General features: G+C 57.1%; 19 protein-coding genes. 3 read left to right on the top strand and 16 right to left on the bottom strand.

Annotated elements, in window-relative coordinates:
* Positions 1-13: 13 nt before the first annotated feature.
* The 7 genes from D3878_RS19430 to D3878_RS19400 form a co-directional block, all read right to left on the bottom strand.
* Positions 14-454 (bottom strand): copper-binding protein, encoded by a 441-nt coding sequence (locus tag D3878_RS19430; RefSeq protein WP_119786989.1) that lies wholly within the window; start codon positions 452-454, stop codon positions 14-16.
* 220 nt (positions 455-674) lie between these two features.
* The gene (locus D3878_RS19425; RefSeq protein ID WP_158592332.1) at positions 675-950 is read right to left on the bottom strand and encodes a CopK family periplasmic copper-binding protein; all 276 of its coding nucleotides are present in this window, start codon (positions 948-950) and stop codon (positions 675-677) included.
* A gap of 55 nt (positions 951-1,005) precedes the next feature.
* Complete coding sequence (locus D3878_RS19420; protein WP_119786987.1) at positions 1,006-4,161, bottom strand: efflux RND transporter permease subunit; 3,156 nt, start codon at positions 4,159-4,161, stop codon at positions 1,006-1,008.
* Complete coding sequence (locus D3878_RS19415; RefSeq protein ID WP_119786986.1) at positions 4,158-5,759, bottom strand: efflux RND transporter periplasmic adaptor subunit; 1,602 nt, start codon at positions 5,757-5,759, stop codon at positions 4,158-4,160. Before D3878_RS19415 ends, D3878_RS19420 begins: the two co-directional genes overlap by 4 nt.
* Before the next feature lie 8 nt (positions 5,760-5,767).
* On the bottom strand, positions 5,768-7,084 hold the full coding sequence (locus D3878_RS19410; RefSeq protein ID WP_119788012.1) for a TolC family protein: 1,317 nt from the start codon (positions 7,082-7,084) through the stop codon (positions 5,768-5,770).
* Positions 7,085-7,155: 71 nt separating this feature from the next.
* The gene (locus D3878_RS19405) at positions 7,156-7,458 is read right to left on the bottom strand and encodes a hypothetical protein (protein ID WP_233556394.1); all 303 of its coding nucleotides are present in this window, start codon (positions 7,456-7,458) and stop codon (positions 7,156-7,158) included.
* Between the two features lie 205 nt (positions 7,459-7,663).
* Complete coding sequence (locus tag D3878_RS19400; protein ID WP_119786984.1) at positions 7,664-8,677, bottom strand: fumarylacetoacetate hydrolase family protein; 1,014 nt, start codon at positions 8,675-8,677, stop codon at positions 7,664-7,666.
* Between the two features lie 687 nt (positions 8,678-9,364).
* On the opposite strand from D3878_RS19400, the gene D3878_RS19395 reads away from it, so the two are divergent.
* On the top strand, positions 9,365-9,892 hold the full coding sequence (locus tag D3878_RS19395; RefSeq protein WP_119786983.1) for a cupin domain-containing protein: 528 nt from the start codon (positions 9,365-9,367) through the stop codon (positions 9,890-9,892).
* Positions 9,893-9,961: 69 nt separating this feature from the next.
* Here D3878_RS19395 and D3878_RS19390 read toward each other — a convergent pair whose 3' ends face one another.
* From D3878_RS19390 to D3878_RS19345, 9 genes are all read right to left on the bottom strand, one after another.
* Complete coding sequence (locus D3878_RS19390) at positions 9,962-11,584, bottom strand: GMC family oxidoreductase (protein ID WP_119786982.1); 1,623 nt, start codon at positions 11,582-11,584, stop codon at positions 9,962-9,964.
* A 38-nt stretch (positions 11,585-11,622) separates the two neighbouring features.
* Positions 11,623-12,597: a DUF6473 family protein gene (locus tag D3878_RS19385; protein ID WP_119786981.1), complete on the bottom strand. Its 975-nt coding sequence runs from the start codon at positions 12,595-12,597 to the stop codon at positions 11,623-11,625.
* Between the two features lie 94 nt (positions 12,598-12,691).
* Positions 12,692-13,855, bottom strand: a complete 1,164-nt coding sequence (locus D3878_RS19380; RefSeq protein ID WP_119786980.1) for an epoxide hydrolase family protein — start codon at positions 13,853-13,855, stop codon at positions 12,692-12,694.
* Complete coding sequence (locus D3878_RS19375; RefSeq protein ID WP_119786979.1) at positions 13,852-16,296, bottom strand: efflux RND transporter permease subunit; 2,445 nt, start codon at positions 16,294-16,296, stop codon at positions 13,852-13,854. Before D3878_RS19375 ends, D3878_RS19380 begins: the two co-directional genes overlap by 4 nt.
* 13 nt (positions 16,297-16,309) lie before the next feature.
* Entirely contained in the window at positions 16,310-17,266 is a 957-nt protein-coding gene (locus D3878_RS19365) for a WD40/YVTN/BNR-like repeat-containing protein (protein WP_119788011.1), read from the bottom strand.
* Positions 17,267-17,473: 207 nt separating this feature from the next.
* Positions 17,474-18,814, bottom strand: a complete 1,341-nt coding sequence (locus D3878_RS19360; RefSeq protein ID WP_119786978.1) for a DUF1329 domain-containing protein — start codon at positions 18,812-18,814, stop codon at positions 17,474-17,476.
* A 19-nt stretch (positions 18,815-18,833) separates the two neighbouring features.
* Positions 18,834-20,528: a DUF1302 domain-containing protein gene (locus tag D3878_RS19355; RefSeq protein WP_119786977.1), complete on the bottom strand. Its 1,695-nt coding sequence runs from the start codon at positions 20,526-20,528 to the stop codon at positions 18,834-18,836.
* 647 nt (positions 20,529-21,175) lie between these two features.
* Entirely contained in the window at positions 21,176-22,150 is a 975-nt protein-coding gene (locus D3878_RS19350) for a LysR family transcriptional regulator (RefSeq protein ID WP_158592331.1), read from the bottom strand.
* Between the two features lie 208 nt (positions 22,151-22,358).
* Positions 22,359-23,366, bottom strand: a complete 1,008-nt coding sequence (locus D3878_RS19345) for a flavin reductase (protein WP_158592330.1) — start codon at positions 23,364-23,366, stop codon at positions 22,359-22,361.
* A gap of 274 nt (positions 23,367-23,640) precedes the next feature.
* Here D3878_RS19345 and D3878_RS19340 point away from each other — a divergent pair, with 274 nt between their 5' ends.
* Positions 23,641-24,864 carry an amidohydrolase family protein gene (locus tag D3878_RS19340; RefSeq protein WP_158592329.1) on the top strand — a complete coding sequence of 408 codons (1,224 nt, stop codon included), beginning with the start codon at positions 23,641-23,643 and terminating at the stop codon, positions 24,862-24,864.
* A complete protein-coding gene (locus D3878_RS19335; protein WP_119786973.1) occupies positions 24,861-26,078 on the top strand; it encodes a CaiB/BaiF CoA transferase family protein in 1,218 nt (405 codons plus the stop codon). The genes D3878_RS19340 and D3878_RS19335 overlap by 4 nt, the downstream gene beginning before the upstream one ends.
* Positions 26,079-26,094: the final 16 nt, after the last annotated feature.

Raw genomic sequence — 26,094 nt, 5'->3', positions numbered from 1 at the left:
ACTTCCTTATTCTTTACTTCACAGACGTCACGATATAGTCGGTGCCTTCCTTCGCAAATTCAACTTTGACCTTCTTGCCGACGGCGAGTTTGTCCAGCAGTGCTTTGTCTTTGACGGCAAACCCCATCGTCATGGCTGGCCAGTTCAGGCTTTTGACCGGACCGTGGGCAAGCGTGACCTTGCCATTGGCGGCATCGATATCTTTCACGACAGCGGTCGCCGTATGGGTCATCGCCTTGTCGCTCTTGCTTTGCTGTTTGTTTCCCATTCCATTCATCATGTCATGACACTTCTGCATGTCCATGCCTTTCATGTCACTGCCTTTCATCATATCCTGGCACTTTTGCATATCCATACCTTTCATATCCATGCCCTTCATGTCGCCAGACTGGGCAAAGACAAGGCTGGAACTGGACAAAGCAAGAACCAGGGAGAGCGTTACGGTACGTTTCATCGGACTTTCCTTTCAAAGCTTGGGGGTAAAAATCAATAAAAATTTCGTAACGCGCCACAAGCAACAGATGGGTACAGCCTGTTCCGTACCCACCTCCAATCCAATGCTGGTGTCTTTGGTGCACAAATAAAGCACGATTATTTGCGCATCATTTCAGTACATTCCTTCATCTTCACATGGTGCTTATTTCGGGGCCGTTTGAACCAGCCCGGATTGTCTACTAGAACTTCGGATTCAGAGTGCCTTTTTCGGTGATGGTTTTCCAGACAGCATTATTCTTCATCACGTACTTGGCCCCATCCTTGCCTTCCATCGTCACGCCGTCCCGCATCTTGACGCGATTGCCGGCAGCGTCAATGTGCACCATCGTTCCTTTCTTCTCTACGATGAGTCTGCCGCCATCCTTGAGCTCAATGGTTTGTGCCGTCACCCGCTCTTCGGCGGCGAAAGCGGATAGCGAAAAAGCCAGCAGCATTGGTATGAGCAACTTACGCATGATCATTCTCCTTCTGTAATTCAGTGAATTGCATTGGCTTGTATGAGTTGATCGTTCACATTTGACTTACCTCCTTTCCCGATTCCGGATTGAGATGGCGCCGCCGCAGCAGCAGATACACGACCGGCACGACAAACATCGATAACAAGGGCGCCGTGATCATTCCGCCTACCATTGGTGCGGCGATGCGCTGCATGATTTCCGAGCCGGTGCCGGAGGCAATCATGATCGGCACGAGGCCGGCGATGATCACCGCGACAGTCATCGCCTTCGGCCGCACGCGCAGTACCGCGCCCTCGCGGATCGCATCGAGCAAATCCGCTTCGGTGGCTTTTTCTTCGGCCAGGCGGGCTTCCCACGCATGCTTCAGGTAGAGCAGCATGATCACGCCGAACTCGGCCGCTACGCCGGCGAGCGCAATGAAGCCGACCGCGCTGGCGACCGACAGGTGGTGCCCAAGCATCCATAACAGCCAGATGCCGCCAGCCAGTGCGAAGGGCAGCGTGGCCATAATGAGAACTGCCTCGTCGAGGCGCGTAAACGTCAGGTACAACAACACGAAGATAATCAGCAACGTTGCCGGCACGACTACCTTGAGCTTGGCGCTGGCCCGCTCCATGTACTCGAACTGCCCGGACCACGAGACCGAGTAGCCGGCCGGCAGCTTCACTTCCTTGGCGACCGCCTGCTGCATGTCGCGCACCACGGAACTCATGTCGCGTCCGCGGATGTCGACGTAGATCCAGCCCGACAAGCGTGCATTTTCACTCCTGAGCATCGGTGGGCCATCGTTGATGCGAAGCGTCGCCACGTCGCCCAAGCGGATTTGCGCGCCGCGCGCGGTCAGCACCGGCAACTGCCGCAGTTTCTCGACCGAGTCGCGGAATTCACGCGGATAGCGCACATTGATCGGGAAACGCTGCAAGCCTTCGATGGTTTCACCGATGTTGTCGCCGCCGATCGCCGCCGACACGACGCTTTGCACGTCGGCGATGTTCAAGCCGTAGCGCGCCGCCATATCGCGGTTGATATTGACGTCGATATAGCGGCCACCGCTGAGCCGTTCCGCGAGTGCCGATGACACGCCTGGCACCGGCTTGACAATCCGCTCGATCTCGCCGGCGATGCGGTCGATCTCCTGCAGGTTGGTACCGGCGACCTTGACACCGACCGGGCTCTTGATACCGGTGGCCAGCATGTCGATGCGGTTGCGAATCGGTGACACCCAGATGTTGGATAATCCCGGCACCTTGACGACGCGGTCCAATTCCTCGACCAGCTTATCGGTGGTCATGCCGGGGCGCCATTGATCGCGCGGCTTGAACTGGATCGTTGTTTCAAACATCTCCAGCGGCGCCGGGTCCGTCGCCGTCTCGGCGCGGCCGGCCTTGCCGAATACGCTGTGCACTTCGGGCACCGTTTTGATCAAGCGGTCAGTCTGTTGCAGCAGTTCCGACACCTTGCCAGCCGATAGTCCCGGTAGCGCCGACGGCATGTACAGCAGGTCACCTTCGTCCAGCGGCGGCATGAATTCACCGCCGAGGCGGGTCATCGGCCATAGGGTGATGGCGGCGATCAAGCCGGCTGCCACCAGCGTCGTCTTCGGAAATCGCAGGACCCCTTCCAGCAATGGACGGTATAGCGCGATCAAAAAGCGATTGAGCGGATTTTTCTGTTCATCGGGAATGCGCCCGCGGATCAGGTAACCCATCAGTACCGGAATCAAGGTGACCGCCAGACCCGCCGCCGCAGCCATCGCATAGGTCTTGGTAAACGCCAGCGGCGAGAACAGCCGCCCTTCCTGCGCCTCCAGGGTGAACACCGGAATAAACGACAGCACGATGATCAACAGCGAGAAGAACAGTGCCGGGCCGACCTCCGCGGCGGCGTCGCCGATCACGCGCCAGTGCTCCTCGCCTTGCAGTTTTTTGTCAGGATGAGCGTGGTTCCAGGCCTCGATATGCTTGTGCGCGTTCTCGATCATCACCACCGCCGCATCGACCATCGCACCCACCGCGATCGCGATGCCGCCAAGCGACATGATATTGGCATTGACCCCCTGGTAATGCATGACGATGAACGAGATCAGGATACCAATCGGCAACGTAACAATGGCAACCAGTGCAGAGCGCAAATGGAACAGGAAGATCGCGCAGACGATCGCCACCACGATGAATTCCTCGAGCAGCTTTTCTTGGAGGTTATCCACTGCGCGCTCGATCAGGCTCGAGCGGTCATAGGTCGGAACGATCTCGACGTCGGGCGGCAGGCTGGGCTTGAGTGATTCCAGCTTGGCTTTGACAGCTTCAATGGTTTCCAGCGCGTTTTTCCCGGAACGCATCACGATCACGCCGCCGGCAACTTCGCCTTCGCCATTGAGTTCCGCGATACCGCGCCGCATTTCCGGTCCGACCTGGATGCGCGCGACGTCGCCCAGCCGCACGGAAACGCCGGCCTCCGTGGTCATCAAGGGGATCTTGCGGAAGTCATCGAGCGATTGCAGGTAACCGCTGGCGCGCACCATGTATTCGGCTTCGCCCAGCTCCAGCACCGAGCCGCCGGTTTCCTGATTGGCCTTTTGCACCGCTTCGACTACCATTCCGTGCGGAATGTTATAGGCGCGCAGCTTGTCGGGGTCGAGCACGATCTGGTATTGGCGCACCATGCCACCCAGGCTCGCGACTTCGGACACGTTCGCCACCGTCTTCAGCTCGTACTTCAGGAACCAGTCCTGCAGCGCGCGCAGTTGCGACAGGTCCATCTTGCCGCTACGGTCCACCAGCGCATATTCGTACACCCAGCCAACCCCGCTCGCATCCGGGCCAAGCGCGGTTTTCGCTTGCGGCGGCAGACGTGATTGCACCTGGTTCAGGTATTCCAGCACGCGCGAGCGTGCCCAGTACGGATCGGTGCCATCCTCAAACAGGATATAGACGAAGGAATCGCCGAAGAAGGAGTAGCCGCGCACCGTTTTCGCACCCGGCACCGACAGCATGGTGGTCGTGAGCGGATATGTGACCTGGTTTTCAACAATCTGCGGTGCCTGGCCCGGATACGTCGTACGGATGATGACTTGCACGTCCGACAGGTCGGGGAGGGCATCGAGCGGCGTGCGCTGCAGCGAATAGATGCCCCACGCGGTGACCATCACCGTTGCCAGCAACACCAGGAAGCGGTTGATGATCGACCAGCGAATCAGTTTGGCGATCATTTTTTGGCTTCTCTCTGATTGGCAGGTGCGTTCATCCCGCCTTGTTTCGCAGCGTCGCTCTCCTTATCCTTCATGCCTTGCATTGGCGCGCCAGTCGGCGAGATGTTGGTGATCTCGAATGCACCATCCTTGGTCTGCTGGAACTCGAAGGTCACCGTATCGCCGACCGCCAGTTTCTTTGGCAGGCCGCTTGCAGGGACCTTGAATCCCATCGTCATCGCCGGCCATTGCATGCTTGGGATCGGACCGTGCGAGAACGTGATTTCATCCTTGCCGATGCTCTCCACCTTGCCCTCGCCGCGATGCGTCGTCCCTGCCGCTTTCGCCCCGTCGGGTGCCGGCATTTCGCTCATGCGCGTCGTGGCGCCTCTCAGGCTGGCCTCGGAATCGATCAGGAACTGGCCGGAGACGACCACCTTTTGCCCGGCTTCGAGGCCCTTGCGGATCTCGGTCTGGCCGTTGGCTTCGGTGCCGATTTCGACGTCGACCGGCACGAACTTGCCGTCGCCAAGCGCTGCCATCACGACACTACGTTTGCCGGTCTGGATCACGGCTTCGGTCGGCACCGTCAATACCTCGTCGCGGGCGGCGGCGGTGAAATTGATGGTCGCGAACATGCCGGGCACCAGGCGAGAACCGGGATTGGCCAGTTCGATGCGGGCTTTGAGGGTCCGCGTGGCGGGATTGACTTCAGGCAGGATGGCGCTGAGCTTGCCTTTGAAAACCGTGCCCGGAAGCGACGGGGTACGCGCTTCGACCAGATTGCCGGGGCGCACCTGAGAAGACAGGTTTTCGGGAACGTCGGCATGGACCCAGATGGTGCTCAAGCCATTGATCCTGAAAAGTGGTGCGCCGGCCATGACCGTCATCCCTTCGCGCACCGCGAGCTCGGCCACCACACCGCTAATCGGCGCCGTAATCGTCATACGTGATTGCACTTTCGCGCTGGACTCGACCCGCCGGATCAGGTCCTCGGTCATGCCTGCCAAGCGCATACGCTGGCGGGCTGCATCGAGCAAGCCCGCCGCCCCCGGTCCCTGCATGCGTTTGACGGCGAGATATTCTTCCTGGGCCGCCACCCAGTCCGGTACATACAGCTGGACCAATGCCTGCCCCTTGCGGACCGGGTCAAGCGGCGCCCGTACGTACAGCCGCTCGACAAAGCCATTGCTGCGCGCTTGCACCAGCGCGACGTCGCGCTCGTTATAAACGACACTGCCTACCGCTTCGACTGCAGCGGCAAGCTTGCCCTTGGTGACTTCGGCAGTGCGGATGCCCAGGTTTTGCTGCACGCGCGGGCTGATGGCGACCGTACCTGCATCGCCGGCATCGTCCGCATAGACGGGCTCTAATTGCATGTCCATGAAAGGCGATTTGCCCGGTTTGTCGAACTTCTGGCCGGGCACCATCGGGTCGTGCCAATACAAGATCTTCCGGCCAGTTTTCGGGTCAATTTTGTCGCCGCCGACTATCTGGGTTGCGGTGGCTGCCGGCGCTTCCCCATCGTTTCTGTGGGCTCCCGTCCAGTAGCCGCCGAATGCCAGTCCAGCACCGGCGAGTGCCAAAACACCGGCTTTGAGTACGAATTTTGGTTTCATTGTTGAAATCATTGCGCTGCGCCCCCTGCCGCTACCAAGTCATGCGGAACCACGTGATGCTCAAGCCTGGACCAGGTCAACGCAGCCTCCCTTTCCAGCTCGGTTACCTGCAGCTGCTTTTCCAGCAGCATCCTCCTGGCGTTGAAGACGGCGGAGAGGCTGCCGGTGCCTGCGCGGTAGGCGGCAGTTGCCAGGTCGACCTGGGAAGACGCGGGTGGCAATAAGCGCGTGTTGAGTTGCCCCAGCCTGTCCTTGAGGCTGGCCAGGGTAGCCGACAGACTATGGATTTCGGTTTGCATTTCGCGCACGGCCTCCTCGTACTGCAATCGGGCCCTGGTGCCCAGTGCCGATTTTTCGGCAATGTCGCGGTCCTGCCTCTGGGCGCGATTGACTGGAAGCGGAATGCTTACGCCAATCGACACCATGTTGGAATACTGGCTGCCGCGCTGGCTGAAACCCGCTTCAACTGTCCAGTCCGGACGGCGTTCGCGGGTTGCTACGGCAGTATCGGCGTCGGCAAGATTTATTGCCCGGCGTGCGCCCACGGCCATCGGGTAAACCTTTTCCAATTCTTCCACGGAAAGGTTGGCGATATGGGAAACCAGCGATGGCGACTCGTCAGCAACGGCTTCGACCGGGACAACGGTCCACCGTGCCAGCACAATCCGGGCGTTCGCCAGGTCTTGTTCGGCCTTGCGCGTCGCATCATGCGCTTGCACGAGTGCCAATTGTGCCTGCACCACATCGGAAGCGGTCGATTTGGCGCCTCGATGCGCTGCTTTCATCGCCGCCAGGTCCTCGCCTGTCGCCGTTTCCATTGCCTTGAAAAGCATTAGCGTGCGCTGGCCGTAAAGAACATTGAGCCAGGCTTTGGCCGTCTCTTCCCGAACTTTGGCCACATTCTCCAGGTAATTGCCTTCCTCCATCTCCACCGCCCGTTGAGCGCGCTCTGCCCGTGCCGCACGCTTGTCGGAAGAGACCCATTGCTGCTCGATGCCAAGCCGGCGCATGGTCATGAAATCGCGCGTCGTGCTGAAGCGGTCCGGCCCATTCACCGGCACATTTTCAATGCCAGCCTTAAACATCGGGTCAGGCAATTGGTCTGCTTTTGCCGCCGCTGCGCGGCTGGCCTGCACCGATGCCTCGGCTGCTTTGGCCAAGGGCGCGCGCTGCAGCGAAAGCCGTAACGCCTCGTTTAAGGTGAGCCGGCTGGACTGGGCATGAGCAAGAGTCGCGCCGCACGCCAGCGCGAACAGAACGCTGAACTGGCATAAGTGACGCGACTGATTATGGGAAATCAGTGGCGTTTTGATACGCAAAGACATAAAACCCCCGTTGAAAACGACGAACGCCGGCGACGGCAACAGGCCGGCCAGCACGACAACGGTGGATCAGGTCAGATACGCAGTCTGCGCGTTCGGAGGTAAGGCGGGTCGGCGCCGGAATTCAAAGGCACCGCAGCCTCGACAGAAGTGAGGGCGGGAGGAATAACCGGTAAAGACGCCGGCATGATGAAGGAAACTGTGGTCGGCGCAAGCGATGGTGCTGCCGCCAGATGCTCGAGCGCCAGTTGGGCGCCGGACTGGTATTCGGCACAGTGAACCGGCCTTTCCTTGTCCATTTCTGCACAGGGTACGTCACCCATTGCCATCTCTTGCATCGGCGCCTGCACGATTTTCGGACACGCGTACGCAGCCATGGTGATTCCTGACGTCAAAACCGTCATGGCGAGGCAGTGCGCTATCAACCGGCAGAATGAAGAAAAGAAGCGGCGCATACGTTAATCTTACTAGAAACAATGCGGGGATACCCATATATTTTTCACGACTTCCCAGTCGGTGCCTGGGCGCTGCAAAGTCATTTGCAGGGGCCTTGGCAAATTTGCTGCGGCCAGGTCATCATGCTCAAATCTCCAGCGCCCGCACGCGCTGCTCGATTGCGCCGAACAGGCTGCGCCCCGCGCCGTCGAGCATTTCGATGCGCACCACGTCGCCGTGGCGCAAGTAGGACGTGAGCGCCTGGCCGCCCTCCAGGGTTTCAAGCATGCGCAATTCGGCGATGCAGCAATAGCCGACGCCACCATTGTCGATCGCCGAGCCCCACAGGCCGCCCTGCTTGTTCGATACCGTGCCGGAACCGACGATGCTGCCGGCCTCCAGCTCGCGCGTGCTGGCGACATGGGCGACGATGTGGCTGAAATCGAAGGTGACGTCGACGCCGGCGTTCGGCTTGCCGAAAAGCTTGCCATTCACATGCACCAGCAGCGGCAGATGGATCTTGTTGTCGCGCCAGGCGTCGCCCAGCTCGTCCGGAGTGATCGCCACCGGACTGAAGGCCGACGCCGGCTTGCTGATGACAAAGCCGAAGCCCTTGGCCAGCTCGGGCGGAATCAAATTGCGCAGCGAAACGTCATTGACCAGCATCAGCAGGCGAATCTCGCGCGCGGCTTCCTCGCGGCTTGCGCCCTGGCGCACATCGCCCATGATGACGGCGACTTCCGCCTCGAAATCAATGCCCCAGGACTCGTCGCCCCGGATGACGCCGCGCGGGCCGAGGAAGCTGTCGGAGCCGCCCTGGTAGACGATCGGGTCGGCATACGCAGAGGGCGGCATGTCGGCGCCGCGCGCCTTGCGCACCAGTTCGATGTGGTTAATGTAGCCGGAGCCATCCAGCCACTGGTAGGCGCGTGGCAATGGCGAATGGCAGCGCAGCACATCGAAGGGGCGGGTCTCACTGCGCTCGCCGGCGTTCAGGCTCTCATAGATATTCCGCAGCCGCGGTGCAGTGCGCTCCCAGTCGTCGAGCGCTGCCTGCAAGGTCGGGGCGATGCCGTCCGCATCCCGGCACCAGGCGAGGTCGCGGCTGACCACCACCAGAGTGCCGTCACGCCCGCCCTCTTTCAGGCTTGCCAGTTTCATCCCTTGCTCCCCATGTGAGTGAGGCTGCCGTTGTGCAACCAAGGCTGAATTCAGTGTCGTCAAAGCTTACTATACACTCCACTGAATTCTCATGAGTGCCACACCGTAACGCTTCGTCGCGCACTCTTTCTCACAAGCTCCTCAGTAGCCATATCCAGTTCAGGCTGCTTTTACATGTTCGGATAATTCGGCCCGCCGCCTTCCTGCGTCACCCAGGCGATATTCTGGGTCGGGTCCTACATGAAGACCGAGGACAGGCGGTCGAAGGTCAGCTTGCCATCGGGCTTGGGATAGGCCATCGGCGCGACTTGCGTGGTGGCGGTGGAGAAAGCAGCGGCTGGACTATTTACCATAACGCATCATCAACCAGTTCGCGTGCTATGGCGTCTCTCCAGGAAAACTTTGGGAAAGACGCTTTGAAACCATTTATTCGATTTTTTTTAGATGCTCTAAATAAAATATATATTTTTCTTTATAAATATCAATATTTACCCAGCCAAATAATTGATTATATTGATTAATCTTAATGCAAATAATTTAATCATTTTGAATGCTTGACTTCACGTAAATCGACAATTAATATAACAGTTATGCCATAAAGGCATAGCACTACAATTAATAGTAAGAGATTTTCAATTCCGAACCATTTATTGCAACTGGTTCGACGTTAACCAAAGAGGAGACATAATGAACGCACCCATAGAAAACAGTAATTTCGCAGTGGCAAGCAGGACCGAGTCGAAGCGGTTCCCAGACGGCTCGCTTCTGGTACGCGCCGGTACTTTGCCGTGGACTCCCTGGGCCATGGAGGGAACCCGATTCAAGCTGCTTTCGATCAACCGTTCGGTCGGCATTTATACAGTTTTGCTTCAGATCGATCCGAATACGCAGACACCCGACCATCACCATTTCGGCGAAGCGCACGCCTTCGTGCTGGAAGGCGATTTTGCCTACGAATACGGCACCATTTACAAGGGCGACTATATCGTTGAGGCGGGCGGCATCAACCATGAGCCGACCATTGGCGAGAATGGCTGCCTGCTGTACGTCGCCTTTTTCGGCGGCATCAGCGGCGTCGGTGAAGACGGCAAGCCGGCAGGCGATATCGTTGACTGCGAATGGATGTATCGTGCCGCTCTGGCCAATGGCGCCGCCGGCCATCTGCCACCGCCGCCCATGCAGGAACGTAATGCAACCATCAGCGCAGCAAAGTAAGCAGGGAAATTAAAGCAGGGTTCGCGAGGGGCATATTGTGATACGCCCCCCGCGAACATCTCCGGCAGCCTAGTTCGGATTGTCTTCCAAGATCATTTCAGAAGCGCGCCAGGCCGCTGCCATGGCAGGACCGTTGGTATTACCGGATACCAGGGTAGGAAAGACCGAGATATCGGCAACCCGCAGTCCAGTCACACCGCGCACGCGTAGCCGTTCATCCACCACGCTCTCTGCGCCTTGTCCCATGCTGCAGGTTCCGGTCACATGGTATCCCGGACCGCTCATCTGGTTGTACAGGTCCAGGATCTCGTCGTCGCTTTGCAGGTGGGCGCCCGGCAGTGTTTCCTGAGCGATGAAGGGTTTGATCGCCGGCTGGTCGAACAGCAAACGCATATAACGCACCGTCGAGATCGCCACTGCACGGTCTTCTTCATGGGTGAGGTGATTGTGGACCAGCTCAAGCTGCTCGGCCGGGTCGGCCGAGCGTAGCAGCGCGGTACCTTGGCTTTGCGGGCGCAATCCGTAACCGAGAATCTGTGCACCCGGCTCATCTTCCAGCTTGATTCCCTTGTCGAACCCTTCAAAGGCTTTCACGTCCATCGACATCGGCGCAGCGACGATCTGCGCATCCGGGCGATCCAGCCCAGGACGTGTACGCAGGAATCCCGTTACGTCATAAGGAGAAGTCGACAACAAGCCGGTACGAGATGTCATGTATCGTATACCGTTGAGTGCCAGCCGCCAGCCGCTGTATTCCTTGTTCTGGCTATAATCGCCGGCAAGCCGGTACTGGACGGTGAAACACAGATGCTCCCGCATGTTCCGCCCGACGCCCGGACTGTCATGCACCACCTGCATTCCCAGCTTGCGCAAATGGTCGGCAGCACCCACGCCGGACAATTGCAGGAGCTTGGGCGATTCGAGGGCGCCCGCTGCCAGAATGATTTCCTTTGCAGCGCGATACTTTGTCAGCTTGTCTTTTTCGCGGCATTCGATGCCATTCGCCTTCAATCCATCGAAAATGATGCGGGTGACAGCCGTGTCGGTCACGATCCGCAAGTTCGACCGCTTGCGGGCCGGTTCCAGAAAGGCATTGGCCGCACTCCAGCGCTGCCCTTTCCAGACGGTCGCGAACATGTAACCGATGCCTTCATGGTCGGGCTCGTTCGGATCCTCGAAATGGCGAACGCCCAATTGTCCGGCTGCATCGATCAGTTTGTCCATCAGCAGGGATCGGTTGCGCGTGACGGTCACATGGACGGGGCCGCCGGCGCCGCGGAATTCATTCGCTCCCAGCTCGTGGTTTTCCATCTGCCTGAAGATACGGCCTATTTCCTGCCAGCCCCATCCCTTGAGGCCGAGATCACGTTCCCAATGATTGTAATCCTCTGCATGTCCGCGCTGGTACTGCAGCCCGTTGATCGAGCTCGATCCGCCCAGCATTCTCCCGCGTATCCAGGTTTCAGCCCCGGTTTTTCCCGCCGGCCCCGGATTGGCGCCGTAGGTATAGCAGTGGGCCGGTGATGCCGCGAGTTTGGCGAACCCTTTCGGCAGGCGCACCATGGGATTCTTGTCAGTGGGGCCGGCTTCCACCAGCAGCACCCGGTTACGGGGATCGGCCGATAATTTGTCGGCCAGCACGCAGCCAGCGGAGCCGGCTCCCACGATGATGTAATCAAACTCTTCTTTCACTGCTTGTCTCCTTTAATTTTTATCAATACAGATCGACGTCAGGCCTTCATCGCGAATCCCAGCTTCGCGATGACCGGGCCCAGCACGGCCGCGGCATCCTGATGCATTTCCGGTGAAGGATAATAGGGATTATGCGATTCCTTTAATGGTGTGGCGATCGGGCCAAGATCTGCGTAATCCACTTCAACCTGCTTTCCGGTAAACCGGCTTACCAGCGGATGCCCGAGATTGCGCGAGCTGTAACATGTGACGAACGCCTTGCCCAAGGGGCGAATGGCCTCAACAAGCTTGCCATCCACGAACTGCGGATAACGGTCCAGTAGGCCAGCGCCCCCTGACGACTTGATGTCCAGGCGGTCTTCCATGTGCTTCGGGGAAAACCAGAACAGGATGACCGGCACCTTGATCTTGCCGAGCAGCGTAAGGTAATCCGCCACCCAGGATGCCCGGCTCTGCTCGATATATTTGTTCATCATTGCCGGCTCTTCCTTGGCAATGCGCCCCCACAATGTCGGCGTCCTGACAATGTCACCCTGCTTTAGATCGCGGACCATTTCAACTCCCTTGGTCGTGGCTATACGCGCATTGGGTTCCGACCGTGCGGTCATCATCTGCAACACGACGAACCGGCCTTTATTGGCGATCTCGATGATCTTGTCGTGGGCGAGGAAGAAATTCGGGTTTGCCCCGCCCACGCCGGCATTCCACGCGGGCATGCCGAATTTCTCGGACAACAGCGTGGGAAACGGCTTCTCCACATACACTCCCATCGTCTGGGCGGCGCCGATGCAGGTAAAGAAGTTGCCGGTTTTGTCGGGGTCGAATGCCGGTCCGCGAAACTGGATATGCGAAATTCCCTGCATCTCGAAGAATTGGTAATCGACCACTTCGCGGTCGCGCAATTGATAATTCGGAGACAGGTATTCGCCGTCCTGGTCAACGGCATTGCTGGCTCCGGCGAATGCATCGATCCCTTTCATGGTCGCCGCAATGCCGACTGCGGATGTTGCCATTTGCCTGATAAATCTGCGTCGTGTATGCATCAGCATTCCTCTAAGGATTAATTAATTCAGGCACGCATTCATGAACCTGCCTGATCGATGATCGTCATGCCGCCTTGCGGAATGCGCTGCGCAGCTCATCAATCACGATTGCCGGTTGCTCGGCCGCCGCAAAATGTCCGCCCCTGGGATGGGTTGTCCACCGCTTGAGGTTGTAGTAACTCTCCGCCCACTTACGCGGCAGCAGCGTAATATCCCGATCGAAGATCGAAATGCTTGTCGGCGCATCGACAACTCGTTCCCGAACATGAGACGGCTGCCAGGGATGGTGAACGTGTTCGTAATAAAAGCGGGCGGAACTGCCGCCGCTCTGGGTAACCCAGTAGATCATCATCGTCGTCAGCAGATCGTCGCGGCTGAAAACGTTTTCCACGTTACCTTCGCAGTCACTCCAGGCTCGCCGCTTCTCGAGGATCCAGGCGCACTGGGCCATGGGCGAATCGTTCAGTCCGTATGCCAGGGTCTGCGGCTGCGTCGCCTGGATCGCAGAATAGCCGCTTTGCGCCTGAAAGAAGCGTGCAGTGCGCGCGTGCCAGTCCTCCTCGCCTGGCCCGTAAAGCTCCGGGCCAGGCAGCGGCGCCATGAATACGTTCAGGGGCAACGCAAGCGTGAGATGAATACCGATCATCCTGTCAGCATATTTATGGCCGAGCTGGGTTGTGACAAAAGCGCCCCAGTCGCTGCCAAAGGATGCGAAACGATCGTAACCGAGCCGAGTCATCAACTTGGCCCACAGGTCCGCGGTTCGCCAAAAATTGATGCCGGTATTCGCGAGCGGCGTCGAGAATCCGAACCCCGGAAGCGAGGGCACGATCACATCGAACGAGTCCTCGGGTTTGCCGCCGAAAGCGACCGGATCGGTCAGCGGCTTGATCAGCTTGCGCATGTCCCAGAATGTCCATGGCCAGCCGTGATTGAGGATGATCGGTGTCGGATTCGGACCTTTGCCCCGTTCATGAATGAAATGCAGCGGATTGCCGTCGATCGTCGTTTTGAAATGGGCAAACTCGTTGATTTCGCGCTCCCTGGCGCGCCAGTCGTAGTCGTTCAGCCAGTAATCGCGCAGCTGCTTCAGATAGGCGCCATTGGTGCCATAGCGCCAGCCATCATTGCCGGGATCATCGGGAAAGCGCGTGCGCGCCAGTCGCTCCTTCAGGTCGGCGAGGACCGCGTCCGGGACATTGACGGAAAATGGTTCGATCAGGCTCATGCGAAGCTCCTTGCCGGATTTTTTGCCAGAACAGGTTTGATGGCTGGTTTTGGATTGAGCAAGAAATAGGACAGGGCTGGAATCAGTATCAGCGCACCCAGCATGTTCAGGACAAACATGAATGTCAGCAGAATGCCCATGTCAGCCTGGAACTTGATGGGCGACCAAGCCCAGGTCACAACCCCCGCACCCAGTGTCAAACCAACCAGGCCGACGATTCTACCGGTGAACTGTACTGATTTCCGGTAAGCATCGGTCAGACTCATGCCTTTGCGCTGGTAAGCCAGCTGCACCGACAGCAAGTACAGCGCGTAATCCACGCCAATGCCCACGCCCAGCGCGATGACCGGCAACGTGGCGACCTTGATGCCCATGCCAAGATGGATCATCAGCACTTCACAAAGGATGGAGGTCATGACCAGCGGAATGACGGCGACCAGTACCGCCCGCCAGCTGCGGAATGTGACAAAACAGAGTGCAATCACCGCGGCATACACATAGAACAGCATCGTCCGGCTGGCATCCTTGACGACGACATTGGTCGCAGCCTCGATGCCGGAACTTCCCGCAGCCAGCAGGAACTGACGGTCTTTCGTGTTGTGCGTCGAGGCGAAGGTCTCCGCAGCCTTGACGACCCGTTCCAGGGTTTCGGCCTTGTGGTCAGTCAGGTAGGCAATGACCGGCATGACCGAACAATCCCTGTTCGCGAGATCTGGATTGTCGGTCAGGGTGCGATCGCCGGCAAAGTTGATCGTCTGCTGGTTGCGGCTGATGGTATTCCACTTGGAGCTGCCATCATAGGTGCCGGAAATCGCCAGGCCGACGGTGTCTGCCAGAGAAACGGTGGTTTGCACGCCCGGCACCTGGCGCAGGTGCCAGCCAAGGCGATCTGCCTCGACCAGCGTTTCATAACTGAGGCAGGCGTCGCGCGGGGTCTTCACGATCACCGCGAATTGATCGCTGGACAAGGCGTAGTTCTCGGTAATGAACGCATTGTCACGGTTATAGCGGGAATCGGCCCGCAGCTCGGGCGCGCCCGGATCAAGGTCACCTACCTTGATCTTGAGGCTTTCCGCAAAACCGATGCCCCCTACCGCGAACGCCAGCACCACGGCTGGCAGCGCCCAGCGCCGCTCCGTGAAGCGGTCGAGGAAAGACCACATCCGGCTGAATCCCTTACCCTGGAATTCTTCATTCTCGACGCGCATGCTGCGCTCCGCCGCCTTCGGGCTTACCCCCACGTAGGACAGCAATACCGGCAGCAACAACAAATTGGTAAAAATGAGAACTGCCACGCCGATGCTGGCGGAAATGGCAAGGTCCTGGATGACGGGAATGTCGATCACCATCAGCACAGCAAAACCCACGGCATCCGCAAGCAATGCAGTCAGCCCGGCAAGAAACAGACGCCGGAAAGTGTAGCGGGCTGCGACCAATCTATGCGTTCCACGGCCCACGTCCTGCATGATGCCGTTCATTTTCTGGGCGCCATGCGACACGCCGATTGCGAATACAAGGAAAGGCACCAGTACGGAAAACGGATCGATTTCGTAGCCGAGCACCGATACCAGACCCAGTTGCCAGAGGACGGCGACAATGGAGCAGCTTACCACCAGCAAAGTGCTGCGCACGCAGCGTGTATATAGAAAGATAATGCCTATCGCAATCAGCGCTGCGGCACCAAAGTACGTGATCATCTGCATCAGCCCGTCCATCAGGTCGCCCACGAGCTTGGCGAACCCGATGATGTGGATCTTGACGCTGTCTTTTTCGTATTTGGCGCGAATGTCCTTTTCCAGGGCATGCGACAGGGCCCGGTAATCCAGCGGTGCCGAGGTTTTGGGATCCTTTTCGAGCAAAGGAACGAAAATCATGCTCGATTTGTGATTGGACGCCACCAGATTCTGCGCTACGCCGGAACGGGCAATATTGACGCGCAAATGCTCGACGCCTTTCGCTGTCCCATCATATTTTTCCGACATGACCGGACCGCCCTGCCAACCCTCTTCAGTGACTTCCAGCCACCTTACGCTTGGTGTCCAGAGCGACTTGACCCACGCCCGGTCCACGCCCGGGGTCAGAATCAGGTCATCGCTGATCTGCTTGAGTGTCGCCAGATACTTGGGGTCGTAAATATCGCCATCCGTGTTCTCGACTACCACACGAAGCGCATTACCGAGACCGCTCAGCTGCTCTCGATTGTCGAGATAATTCTTGATGTACGGGTGGCCTTGCGGAATCATTTTCTCGAAACTCGCGTTGAGCACGAATTTTGTCGCAAGAAAATATCCGAGAACAACGGTGACAATCGCGCAGAGCAGGATCGTCAATCCCCGATGATTAAAAACCAGTCGCTCCAGCCAGTTGCCGGACTTGGAATCGAAATCCTTCAAGTTCGCAATGACCGGCATCATGTCCAGGTTGTCAGTTCCAACGCTCATGGCTATTTCTCTTTCATTTAAGCTGATGGATATGGGCGCCGCGCGCACCCACCATCACTAGGGACCGCAAGTCGGCTGACGTTACTGCACTGGCGGGAACGCCGCGCGAACCCGGCTGCGTGATGAATGTCTTGCCGTCATCCGCGGAAAGCAATACATCCCCAGCCTGGCTGACGAGGGCGATGCGCCCATCTTCAGTGGAGGATGCACCGGTGATTGCGCCGGCCACATCCGTCTTGACTTTTTCCCAACTGACGCCGCCGTTCTCGCTGCGGAACAGCGCACCACGCAATCCCGATACCAGCACATTTCCGTTTCGGCCTGCGATAGTAAAAAACGTGCCGTTGTAATCGACCGGCACTGCACGGAACCGCTGCGCCACCTTGTCGAGGCGAAGCACCATGCCCTGCTCCCCAGCGAGATAAAGAGCATCGCCAACCGAGGCAATCGCCATGAAATGACGGTAGTCCGGATTTTCCGTACGCTCGAACCATGGCGTCCAGCGTTTGCCCCCATCTTCCGTACGGAAAATCATGCCAAAGGCGCCTACAACATAGCCCACCATGTCGTTTTCAAACCAGACGCCGAGAAATGGCTTGTCCGCTCCCTCTTCGGCAAAGCGACTGGCCTGTTCCTGCAGTGCCGCATTGTTATGCGGTCCGGTGCTGCGCTGGGCATAGTAATCGGTCATGATCTTGCCGATCTCCCTGCCGTCGAGCTGCTTGACCCATGTGCTACCGCCATCTTCGGTTTTCAGCACGACGCCGTCATGACCGACCGCCCATCCCTTCAAGGGCGAGGCAAAATGCACCGCGGTCAAATCGGAGCTGACCGGCACATTGGCCTGCTGCCAGGTTTTTCCGGAATCGCTTGAATATAAAATATGGCCGCGTTTTCCTACCGCGATCAGTCGTTTGCCTGCCTGGGCAACGCCATTCAGCAAGCTTTTCGATGCCAACGGGCTTTTCATTGCCGGCGTATCCAGGGGATCCTGAAACGCCCAGCATGATGTCGCAGCCAAGGCCAGCGCCACTGTCCCAGCCGATGCCCATGCTCGCGCACCCACACTCATTCTTCTCATTGCGTTCATTATCCGGTCGCCTCGCTTACCGTTAAAACTCCAGTCTTGCGCGGATAGCGGCGGCGCGCGCGCTGCCGCTATCCATTCATCCCATTGCTAGCGAATACCCTGCCCTGCCAGCGCATCGGGAGCCCAGTCTCTGTCCGGCATCGGCTCGGTGAGATTCAAGCCGCCGGCTTCGGCACTCCATTTTTCCAGCGAATACGAACGGGAAATCAGGTCGTAAAAGCCATGGGTTTCAGCAGTCGGCGCAGGCGCGTCGTAGCTGGGCGCCATATAGGCAAAACCGGCTTTGTACAGCTCGCCACGCATATCGTATTCATCGCTAGCCAATCCCGACCAGGAATCTTCATCCAGGTAAAACTTCCGCTTGCTATAGATGTGACGCTTGCCATCGGCAAGCGTAGCCTCAACCTCCCACACCCGATGAAGCTCCCAACGAACGATATCGGGATTCAGATGATTTGGCTTGAACAGATCCTCACCTTTCGCCTGGTAGGCAAGCTTGTAAGCGTTATAGGGAACGTACATCTCCTTTTTCCCGATCAGCTTGAAGTTGAAACGCTCCATTGATCCGATAAAAATATAGTGATCGTCGTAAGTATTGATGCCGGCGGTCGACGGATTAGGCGTATCGTGGCCGATCGAAGGTGCAAGCTTCACCCGACGCTGGCCTGGCAGGTATGCCCATGCACGGCGCATGGTCGCATCCAGCGGATCGTGCAGCATCAGCGCTTCGCCCGCTTTTCGAGCAGGCGACTTGAACACGGACTTTGCCTGCCAGAAGAGATCCGTGCCAGTCTCGCCCTGAGCGTAATACGGGTAATTGGCGTAATAGATACCGCTGGCTGTCGTGGTCGGCTTGCCCGACATGTCAACAAAAGTCGACTTGTAGCCCATGGAATAGGCGCGCCCCCAGTACCGCACCAGATGGTTCCACATGGCCTCATAGCCGGATTTCGGAATCGGGAACGGAATTCCGGCGTGGCAGCCTTCCATCGCCAAACCGTTGTTCGTGGTTTTGGTCTTGACCGCGCACTGTTTCGTGTTATCGAGAACATACTTCGGATATGCCGCGGTACGATGGGTCTTGTAGACATCGATCCGGTAAGAAGGATGCATCTTCATCAATGCCTTGGTGCCTTCAGTAAGCTTGTCGGCATATTTGTCCATGTTCTTTGCATCGATCGAGAACTGTGGCTTTTCATTGGAAAAAGGATCAGGCCGAATTCCGCTGCCCTTCTTGAAGCTTGCCGGCAGCTCGGTCAGGCCACCGGTATAGGGTGGGATCGTGCCCTCTTTGTTGCCGGCTTGCTCGGCCCCGACCGGGGTCAATTCCTTGCCGAGTTTTGCAGCTTCCTCGGCAGTGACTGCAGCATGCGCCAAGGCGCCATACGTCAGGGTCATGGCTGCGATTACAAAATTATGTATTTTCATGATTTGTATTCCCATAAAATTAGAATGAGGCTTTCAAGGTCAGAGCCACCCAACCGCGATCTTTCAGATTCGTGCTCAAACCGTTTGCGGAGGTGACCTGTGTCGTTCCGGGAACCAGACCCGGACCTTCCTTGGAATGCCCGAAGTAGTCCACATATCTCAGATCAATGCGATATCGCGCATCCACATCCAATCCGAGACCGATGCTGTAGCTACCGTTACCCTGGTTGCCACCCAGTGCCGTAGGCGCGTTGCCCTTGATGCCATAACCAACTGACATCGGCATCGACATGTCGATGCCCGGATATACTTGCAGCCAGTTCGGTGAAAAATTAAACGCGACGCCAAATGCATTCCTGCTGGAACAGCCATCCCATTTGTCCCGGTACCGGGCGCCAAGCGCAGCCCGATTACCGGCGTTACATACGCCATAACCCTGGCCATAGAACATGTCTTGGTTAGCCGTGACCTTGTCCAGATGGACAAACGTCATTTCCGCATTCCAGTTCGCCGAATTGAAGAGACTGTTCTGGGGAATGATGCCCATCGCATTCAGGACGGCATGGAAAGTATTACCACGGGCCTGGAAAGTATTGCCGATCAGAGTTGCGGTAGGTGCAACCGCCCCCAGCGTCTGGCCGTTCAGCGCCATGTTCTTCCGGTAGGAGAACTCCATGCCGACACTGGCACCGCCGATCTGCTTGGACAGGCTGACGCCAAACAGGTCGATGTCTTCGCCGAAATACTCCCGGTACTGCCCCCCTGTCAAAAACACGGACGGCAGTTTGTCGGTCAAATTGCGGTAATAAAATCCCACGGTGCCATCGAGCGCTGCCGGCCTCCAGCGCGCGTTCACTCCCCAGTCGCCCCGCTTCTTCGGCCGGCTCACGCCACCATTCACCAGTGCGGCGCTCACCCTGTCCGCTCCGTACATCAGGAAGTCGGCAGGTCCGAGAAACGTCCCGCCCTCCGGAATGCGGGTGGGCGCCCAGTCCAGAAAATACTGCGCCGCGAATGAAAGTTCGTTGGTCGCCAGAAGCTGCGCAGATATATTGGTAAGTGGCAGGAACAGTTCCTTTGCCTCGATACCCGGCGTTGCAAATGCCTTCGCCAGATCGAGAGGCATCTGGGAATATGAAACGCCATGCAGGCCGCCGGCTTGCAGCAGCGACTCACCCCAGTACACGGTATGTTGACCAGCCTTGACCGAAAGCGGCATCTCGCCGAGATTAACTGTCCCGAACACGAAAGCATCGAGAATTTCGCCGGATGGGCCTCTCGCGAAGCGTTTGGTATAGCTGCTGTACTGGTCGTTGACATAGCTACCGGCAATCGTCGCGGGCAGATTCGGATTGCGCTTGGCGACGGCATCACGGTAGGCATGGTCATACCAGCCAGCCCCGCTTACACGGAAGCCCATGGCCTTGCGATAGATGAAATCGAATTCGGACAGCAGGTCTACCCGGTGGGTGACGACGCTACCACGTTTGAACTTGTACTCACCTTCGTCAAAATTCGGATTGTTACCACCATTGCCGATCGAATTGGCGCGCACCCCCAGGTTGTAACGCACCGTGTTATCCCATCGCATATCGACATCCGGGTTACCAGTTTCGATTTCAAAGGCTTCGGCAGCCCCTGCGATACCGAATGCGGCAACAGCGATTGCCGCGATCTTTCGTTTTTGTCGTGTATTTCTTTTTTTGCACTTCACGTCTTCCTCCTAGATTTAATTACGCGCTTTATTGCTCCTGATATGAGTGATGCATTGCGCCCGCCAACCGCCAATTCATTGGCGCGCCCCTCGTTATTCTTTATTGGCATAACAGTTATACTAGATAACTATACGTCGCCAGTCAAGCAAGTTACGTTATTTTTGAACAGAAATTTGCGTCAGGCTGTACGTACATCGCGGGTTGGAATAATTACGCACGCGCACTGCTGGAATGCAGATGACTCTTTAATATCGGACGTGGGATTTAGATCGGCAACCAACTTACAGCCGCACGGCAACAGCATTAAAGTCGGATAGAAATGGCCGCAATAGCGGTAGTGATGAACAGGATCGAGAAATACGCAGGTTGCGTAGCCCTGGCTCACGAAGCGTCGTTAACGCGTGTGATCCCCCTATTTACTGAAGAGATTTTTAGGGGGTGATGACCTGCCACCCCCAGTTAGTACGAGAATGATGCAGAGTTTGCCTCTTGCGAGGCAGGGTGAAAAAGCATTTCACCGAATGCTGGAGTGGAAAGGCTGGCAGAAATCCGGGGAGCCCGGATTTCGCGGCGATATGTCGATTGCGGACTAAATTGGGGGGGCAGGTCAAAGCCACCCACCTCGTCCCAAGTGCATGCTACAAGCCTATTCGATTTGCGATTGGGCTGTTCCATATTCCCGGCATACCTCCACCACCTTCCGCATCAAAGCAGCAACGATGGGAGACTCGGCGCGTTCGCTCAGGCATGCCACGCTTAACGTTCGCGTAAATTTTGGCTTGAACGGAATCAAGGCAAAATCACCACTTGCCACTTCGGCTGCCGTTACAGCCATCCGTGGCAGAATGGTACAGAAGCGGCCTTCTTGAACCAAAGATTTCATGAGAGGAACACTATCCACCCTCAAATGAGGAGAAAGCTTGACTCCGGCGTCGTCGCAATATCGTTCAATAGTAATGCGCATCCCATTTTCCGAAGCGGGGAGTATTAAATCAAGCTCACTCAAATCATCTCGCTTAACGTAAGAATGACTCGCAATGGGATGGTCGCGAGCGGCTACCAGGAGCATCGGCTCTGTCAGCAGCTTATGCTGAACAATTTTCTGCGACTCGTATCCAAGGGATAAAATTGCCACATCGACCTGGCCGATCGCAAGCAAATCATATACATCCCCTGTCGTCGCCTGGACCGCAGTGATTTCAATATCAGGATATTCCTTCATGAATCGCATCAGTACTTCCGGCATCTGTACCGTCATGATGCTGGAGGAACCCGCAATACTGACTTGACCCGTTGGTTGCCTGCGCGCCGAATGAAGACGCGCTACCGTAGCCGACATCTCATCGAGAATCGCTGCGGCCTGTTCATAAACGATCTGGCCAAATTGCGTCAGCGATACCCCCCTGCCTGTACGCTCTAGCAGAGTCGCATCCAGATCGGCTTCAAGCTGCTGGATCTGTCTGCTCAGTGCGGACTGCGCCACATTCAGCACCGTCGCGGCAACGCTAAAACTTTTAGTTCTCGCAACGTGATAAAAATATAGCAGCCGTCTTGAATCGATCACATCATTTGCCACGATGTTTAATTGGCCATTCTTGTGATTTTTACCTAATTTGGCCATAGATTCCTCAAAAACCAGCATTTTACTAGAATCGTTCAACAAATTCGAATACCTTGGCCAGATTCAAACTGAACTTCAAGGCCAACCTAATTGCTCCATATGACAGTCGCCGGCTTCATGCAGTGGACATCGAATAGCGGAACCCCCTGACCTTTTGTGGCAAAGGTTAAAGGTTCCACTGAGATAATCAAATTTTGCGACGTTTCACTTATTGGCCTACTGTCGCCCTTACATTAGTAATTTGTTTCAGTAAATCCATGTGGTTGCCCACACGTTCGTCAACACTTCTTTCCGCACCTGCCAGAAGCCGCTGCACCAGTCGCTTCAGAAGCCGCTTCTCATCTTCCCCGAAATCGAGCAGGGCATCTGCCTCCATTGCCTTGGCGGCAGCGATTACTTCGATCATCATGCGTTGCCCCATCGGTGTAAGCCACAAGCGCGGCATGCCAACGGCCCCAGGCAATTTCTGCACTAGGCTGCGCGCGACGAGTGCCTCGGCAATTTCCGGCGTCGAAATAACGCCAGTGTAGCCGATGATGTCGTTTATCTGATCAACGGTTTTCCCGCCGCTGGCCATCAGGACGCTCATCAAATAATGCTCGTGCAGCGAAATGCCGTGGCGCTCCCGCTGCTGCCGGACCGGAGTCAGTAAATAAAAATAGGCTCGCTGCAGCAAATGGCTAAGGTCATCGTCACAAATTGCCGCACTATCCGGCGCACCATTTTCCTCACCTCGCTGCGTCGCTAACGCGTAACGGCCTTTGTAAAAAAGCAGCGGATCACGTTGATCGTGCTCAAAGGCACTGACTTCACCAACAAGAATGACATGATCGCCTCCCTCATACTGATATGCGGCACGGCATTGGAATCGCGCACCACACCCCTTTATGAGTGGAATGCCGCCTTCTCCGCGTTCCAGAGCGACGCCGGCAAACTTGTCGATGCCGCGCTTGGCAAATTGATTCGAGAGCGGCTCCTGATCTGCCGCCAGAATGTGTACTGCAAAGTGCGTTGCCTGTGTGAATGCCTCAATGCTCTTCGACGTCTTGGCCAGGCTCCAGAGAACCAGCGGCGGATCGAGCGAAACCGAATTAAAACTGTTGGCCGTCAAGCCCACGTCCTCTCCATCGGGGCCTCGCGTCGTGACGATCGTTACGCCTGTCGCAAAAGTCCCAAGCGCGTTTCGAAATGCTTTTTCATCGAGCTGTACCGGCATCTTCATCTCCTCTTTTATCGGACAATATTCAAAAACAACATACCAGTTATCTTAATTCGATATATAATCAAAGTCAATCCGGTGGAGTACTCATTTTCCCGGATCAACGCGGCCTTCGTGCGCTCGTCAGGACAGGTCGCCTTGTGCAAGTGAACTTATGCCGAAACTGCGTGATATCTGGTTGCACAAGGACAAACACGCAATCCCAAGTTCGCTTGACTGCTTCTATATATTTTTAACATATCTGGTATGTCTAATAGGAATGGAGATAAAAATGGATAAAGCTGTGAAGAACACCGTGCCGTTGAAGGCGCCGAATCGGGCCTCGGCCAAAGAAGCGATCAAGGATTACTTCGTGGTCTCGGCTGATTGCCACGTAAATGAACCGATCGACGTCTGGTCAGCGCGTGTAGACAAACGCTTCCATGACCGGCTGCCGCAGATGAAGGTCGACGAACAAGGCAGGATGTGGTTTGTGGCAGAAGGATTGAGGCCATCCAGGGTGCGCGAGGCGCCCCGGGATGAGTCGATCCCGATCGAAACATTCATGGAGAATGCGGCTGCCACCGGCTCGCGCCAGCAACTTGACCGCAGTAAAGGTGCTATGTTCCAGAAGCAAGGTGGCTACGGTGAGGATCGCTATCGCGACATGGATTATGACGGCATCGATGCCGAGATCGTATTCCCCAACAAGGGACTGACGAACTGGCAATCGCCCGATCCCGAACTCAATGTCGCGATGTGTCGGGCATGGACCGACTGGGCACATGAGACCTTCGGCGGCCATAGCCGCAGCTTCCCGGCCGCCTGCATTGCGCCGGCGGACATTCCGGCTGCGGTAAAGGAAGTCGAGCGGGTGGCGGGTCTGGGCTTCAAATTCGTGATGATGCCGCCGTTGGTAAAAGGCACCGGCTACAATATGCCCAAATTCGATCCATTGTGGGCCGCGCTGTCGGAAGCCGGGCTGCCGATCGCCTTCCACGCCGGCACCGGCAAGGATCCGCGCACTGCCAGCGGCAATGGCGGCGCCATCATCAACTTCGTCGTCCATGCGATGAACACGGTGCTGCAGCCGACCGTCGAACTGTGCGCCTCGGGCGTGTTCGACCGTTTCCCCAAACTGAAATTCACCACGATCGAGGCTGGCGCGGGCTGGATTCCCTATGCCTTGTGGGCCATGGACCATGGCTATAACTGTCATGCGTTCTGGGTTTCACCGAAGCTCAAATACAAGCCCAGCGAATATTTCAAGATGCACGGCCATGCCAGCTTTGAAACCGACCCGGTCGGCGTCGAACTCAGGCACTTGGTGGGGATCGATTCGCTCATGTGGGGCAATGACTACCCTCATATTGAAGGTTGCTGGCCCAATTCCGAAGCGTCCATCGACGTCTGGGGCAAGGACCTCACGAAGCAGGAAATCGCCAAGGTTATCGGGCTCAATGCTGCAAAACTGTTCAACATTCCGGTTCCGGACCGTTACAAGGTGCAGGCATGAGGACGGATGACAAGGCCGCTCAGGTGCAGCCGCTGAGCGGTATCCGTGTACTGGAGCTGGGGACGATGATCGCCGGCCCGGTAGCCGCAACGCTGCTGGCGGACTTCGGCGCCGAAGTGATCAAGATCGAAGCGCCCGGCCTGGGTGACCCGATACGGAAATCGGGTCCGATGGTCGGATCGGAAAGCCTGTACTGGAATGTCGAAGGGCGATCGAAGCAGTCGATCACGCTCGACCTGCGGCGCCCCGAAGGACAGCAAGTGCTGCGCGACCTGGTCCGCCATGCCGATGTTCTGATTGAAAATTTTCGTCCTGGAACGATGGCCGGCTGGAACATCGGCTATGAGGCGCTCAAGGAAATCAATCCCCGGCTGATCATGCTCAGCATTTCGGGCTTCGGCCAGACCGGCCCCTATGCGTCACGGCCTGCCTATGACCGTATCGCCCTCGCCTTTGCCGGCTTCCTCAACATGACCGGCTATCCGGATCGACCTCCAGTCCGGCCCGGAACGTCGATGGCGGACTACCAGGCAGCGCTGTTTGGCGCGTTTGCGGTGATGATTGCGCTGTTCCAGCGTGAGGCACGCGGCGGTACTGGCCAGCAAATCGACGTCTCGCTATATGAAACGATCTTCCGTTTCACTGACGTGATGGTCACTGCCTATGACAAGCTGGGTCTGAAGCGCGAGCGAACCGGCAACGCGCATTTCGCCGCCGCTCCGGGCGACCACTATGAAACCGCGGATGGCAGTTTCATCGCCATGACGGTTGCCGCCGATACCATTTTCAAGCGTCTGTGCGATGCGATCGGACGGAACGAACTCGCCAGCCATCCCGACTTCGCCACGCACCGGAAAAGGGTCGAGAATTATACTGAGATCAATAATCTTGTCGCCTATTGGTTCCGGTCGCGCCCGGCAAGCGAGTGCTGTGACGCTCTGGAGAAACATGCAGTCCCGCACAGCAGGATCTACACGGCCGAAGATATCCTTGCCGACCCGCATTACGCCGCGCGAGAATCCATCGCGACGCTTGAGCACCCGGTGATCGGTCCGATCAAGATGCCGAATGTGCTACCGCTTTTCAGCGGGTGCAAGGCGGCGCCCATCCGGCCTGCGCCGGCACTGGGGGCGGATACCAGCGCAGTGCTGTCGTCACTGCTGGGCATGAGCAAAGACGAGATTGCTCACCTTCAGGAAACTGGCACGATATGAGCGCATATCTCTCAAT

The organism is Noviherbaspirillum sedimenti (genome assembly GCF_003590835.1).
Lineage (GTDB): Bacteria > Pseudomonadota > Gammaproteobacteria > Burkholderiales > Burkholderiaceae_D > Paucimonas > Paucimonas sedimenti.
Note: the sequence above shows the minus strand (reverse complement) of the source record. Positions and strands in the feature narration are given on the sequence as shown.

Coding starts and splice junctions, on each gene's coding strand:
- D3878_RS19430 (WP_119786989.1), bottom strand. CDS start 454: ATGAAACGTACCGTAACGCTCTCCCTGGTTCTTGCTTTGTCCAGTTCC.
- D3878_RS19425 (WP_158592332.1), bottom strand. CDS start 950: ATGCGTAAGTTGCTCATACCAATGCTGCTGGCTTTTTCGCTATCCGCT.
- D3878_RS19420 (WP_119786987.1), bottom strand. CDS start 4,161: ATGATCGCCAAACTGATTCGCTGGTCGATCATCAACCGCTTCCTGGTG.
- D3878_RS19415 (WP_119786986.1), bottom strand. CDS start 5,759: ATGAAACCAAAATTCGTACTCAAAGCCGGTGTTTTGGCACTCGCCGGT.
- D3878_RS19410 (WP_119788012.1), bottom strand. CDS start 7,084: ATGTCTTTGCGTATCAAAACGCCACTGATTTCCCATAATCAGTCGCGT.
- D3878_RS19405 (WP_233556394.1), bottom strand. CDS start 7,458: ATGGCTGCGTACGCGTGTCCGAAAATCGTGCAGGCGCCGATGCAAGAG.
- D3878_RS19400 (WP_119786984.1), bottom strand. CDS start 8,677: ATGAAACTGGCAAGCCTGAAAGAGGGCGGGCGTGACGGCACTCTGGTG.
- D3878_RS19395 (WP_119786983.1), top strand. CDS start 9,365: ATGAACGCACCCATAGAAAACAGTAATTTCGCAGTGGCAAGCAGGACC.
- D3878_RS19385 (WP_119786981.1), bottom strand. CDS start 12,597: ATGGCAACATCCGCAGTCGGCATTGCGGCGACCATGAAAGGGATCGAT.
- D3878_RS19380 (WP_119786980.1), bottom strand. CDS start 13,855: ATGAGCCTGATCGAACCATTTTCCGTCAATGTCCCGGACGCGGTCCTC.
- D3878_RS19375 (WP_119786979.1), bottom strand. CDS start 16,296: ATGAGCGTTGGAACTGACAACCTGGACATGATGCCGGTCATTGCGAAC.
- D3878_RS19365 (WP_119788011.1), bottom strand. CDS start 17,266: ATGAAAAGCCCGTTGGCATCGAAAAGCTTGCTGAATGGCGTTGCCCAG.
- D3878_RS19360 (WP_119786978.1), bottom strand. CDS start 18,814: ATGAAAATACATAATTTTGTAATCGCAGCCATGACCCTGACGTATGGC.
- D3878_RS19350 (WP_158592331.1), bottom strand. CDS start 22,150: ATGGCCAAATTAGGTAAAAATCACAAGAATGGCCAATTAAACATCGTG.
- D3878_RS19345 (WP_158592330.1), bottom strand. CDS start 23,366: ATGCCGGTACAGCTCGATGAAAAAGCATTTCGAAACGCGCTTGGGACT.
- D3878_RS19340 (WP_158592329.1), top strand. CDS start 23,641: ATGGATAAAGCTGTGAAGAACACCGTGCCGTTGAAGGCGCCGAATCGG.
- D3878_RS19335 (WP_119786973.1), top strand. CDS start 24,861: ATGAGGACGGATGACAAGGCCGCTCAGGTGCAGCCGCTGAGCGGTATC.